We start from the raw sequence: 2,203 nt of genomic DNA on the forward strand, positions 1-2,203 counted from the left end.
GTCGATCTGGCCGGGCTGATCAGACACGGTGTCGGATTCCTTCTGGTATCGGTGGTATTGAACTGACCGTACCTGCTCTGCCCGCTGCCCGCAGCAACCGCCAAGTTCACCGGCACCAACATATGGCTTGCCGCCGGCTACGTCGGCGGAGTCCAGGATAGAACGCTATGCAGTGATCTGCGCATCGCCGAGCTGGGCGTCAAGCGCATCATGAGGTCGCGAACGACGGCGGCGAGCGGCGAGGCCCATTGCGCGACGGACCCGATCCGGGCGGACCGCTGAGCGATCTTCTGGGTGCGCGGCCGCCGTGTACGGTCGTACTCCGTCAGTGCCTCCGGCACGGTGCCGTGTTCATCAAGCAGCGCCGCCAGCGTGAGAGCATCCTCCAGCGCCTGGTTGGCACCCTGGCCCATGTTCGGTGTCATGGCGTGTGCCGCGTCGCCCACCAGTGCCACCCGCCCGGATACGAACGTGCGCAGCGGCGGCAGCTCGTACACGTCGTGGCGCATCACCGCGTGCTCGTCCGCGGCATCGAGCAGTGCCGGGATCGGACTGTGCCAGCGGCCGAAACGGCGGCGAAGCTCAGCGAGCTCACCGTCGGCGCTGCGCTCGCCTTCCGCGGCGTTGGCTACGCCGAACATGTACGTACGTCCGTCCGGTAACGGCGCAAGCCCGACTCGTTCACCACGTCCCCACGTCTCGCCTCCCGCGGAGAGCCGCTCACCGGGGTCCGCAACGAGTCGCCAGGCCGTGTAACCCACGTATCGCGGCGTTGGGTCCTGCTCCCACAGTGCCTTCCTGACGACGCTGCGAATCCCATCGGCTCCGACGACGAGGTCGGCCTCCAGGACGCCCCCGCCATGGCGGACCTCCACTGCTCCGGCACTCGTGCGTACATCGGTCACGGTGGTTCCGGCATGCAGAGAACCATCCGGCAGACCCTTTCGGAGTATGTCGAACAGGTCCGCGCGGTGGATCATGACGAGCGGACCATACTGACGCGCAAGCTCCTCGGTGTCCGTGCGCGACATCCAGCGCCCGGATGTATCGCGGATGCCGGCCTCGGTCTCGACGAGAGCTCGAGCGAGGACCTGGTCGCCCAGCCCCAGCGCGCTCAGTGCGCGCACACCGTTGGGCCACAGTGACAAGCCCGCCCCGACCTCGCCGAACATGGCTGCCCGCTCCAGTACCTGAACCCGCCAGCCCCGCGCGAGCAGGGCCATCCCGGTCGCGAGGCCACCGATGCCGCCGCCGACCACGATCGCCGTACGCGCTGGTCTGTTGTTGCCGGCCATGCCGTCACTCCCATCAATGCCTCGTGTTCAGCGTGCGACACTACGCCCGGCCAGCGCGAGACGGAATCCGTCACGTGACTGATGAACCGCGTGTGCTGGGACACATCCGCCGCGGTTCAGGACAGGTTCATGCGCACGAGCTCGTTACGCGAGGCGACGCCCACTTTCACGTCGGCCTCGTCAAGGCGTAGCCAAGTACCGTCACGCGACAGATTCGCCGCCCCACGCACGGGCATTAGCGTCGACGCCGCCAAGGACCATCCTGAAAGGAACCTTCACGTGAGTGAGCCGGTCAACGTCGCGATCATCTACTACAGCTCCACCGGGAACGTGCATGCGCTGGCGACCGGCGCGGCCGAAGGAGCGCGGAAGGCCGGCGCGGATGTGCGCATGCGGCGCGTCGCCGAGCTGGCGCCTGACCACGTGGTAGCCGGCAAAGCAGAGTGGGCGGAACACGTCGATTCCACCAGCGACATCCCAGAAGCCAGCCATGACGACCTCACCTGGGCAGATGCGGTGCTACTGGGCACTCCTACCCGGTTCGGCGCTATGGCCAGCCAGCTCAAGCAGTTCATCGACACCACCGGACCGATCTGGGAGCAAGGATTGCTCGCCGGGAAGGTCTACTCCGGCTTCACCTCCACCTACACCAACCACGGCGGGCAGGAGAGCACACTGCTGTCGCTGTACAACGTGGTCTACCACTGGGGCGGGGTCATCGTGCCCCCGGGTTACACCGATCCCGTCCAGTACGAGCTGGGCAACCCCTACGGCACCTCCCACATCAGCGGCTTCGGGCCGCCGACAGAGGTGCATCTGAACACCGTCCGCCATCAGGCCGCCCGCGCCACCGAGATCGCCCAGGCACTCAAACAGGCGCGCGGCTGACGCGCAAGAGGAGACCGATG

General features: G+C 67.0%; 2 protein-coding genes. One reads left to right on the plus strand and one right to left on the minus strand.

The annotated features are described in order from the left end of the window. Nucleotides 1-137: 137 nt before the first annotated feature. Nucleotides 138-1,295, minus strand: coding sequence for an FAD-dependent monooxygenase (locus tag ELR45_RS02020; RefSeq protein ID WP_129663003.1), 1,158 nt, complete (start codon nucleotides 1,293-1,295; stop codon nucleotides 138-140). Nucleotides 1,296-1,574: 279 nt separating this feature from the next. On the opposite strand from ELR45_RS02020, the gene wrbA reads away from it, so the two are divergent. Next, nucleotides 1,575-2,183, plus strand: a complete 609-nt coding sequence (gene wrbA, locus ELR45_RS02025) for an NAD(P)H:quinone oxidoreductase (protein ID WP_129663005.1) — start codon at nucleotides 1,575-1,577, stop codon at nucleotides 2,181-2,183. Nucleotides 2,184-2,203 lie beyond the last annotated feature (20 nt).

The organism is Phytoactinopolyspora endophytica (genome assembly GCF_004138495.1).
GTDB classification, from domain to species: domain Bacteria; phylum Actinomycetota; class Actinomycetes; order Jiangellales; family Jiangellaceae; genus Phytoactinopolyspora; species Phytoactinopolyspora endophytica.

Coding starts and splice junctions, on each gene's coding strand:
- ELR45_RS02020 (WP_129663003.1), bottom strand. CDS start 1,295: ATGGCCGGCAACAACAGACCAGCGCGTACGGCGATCGTGGTCGGCGGC.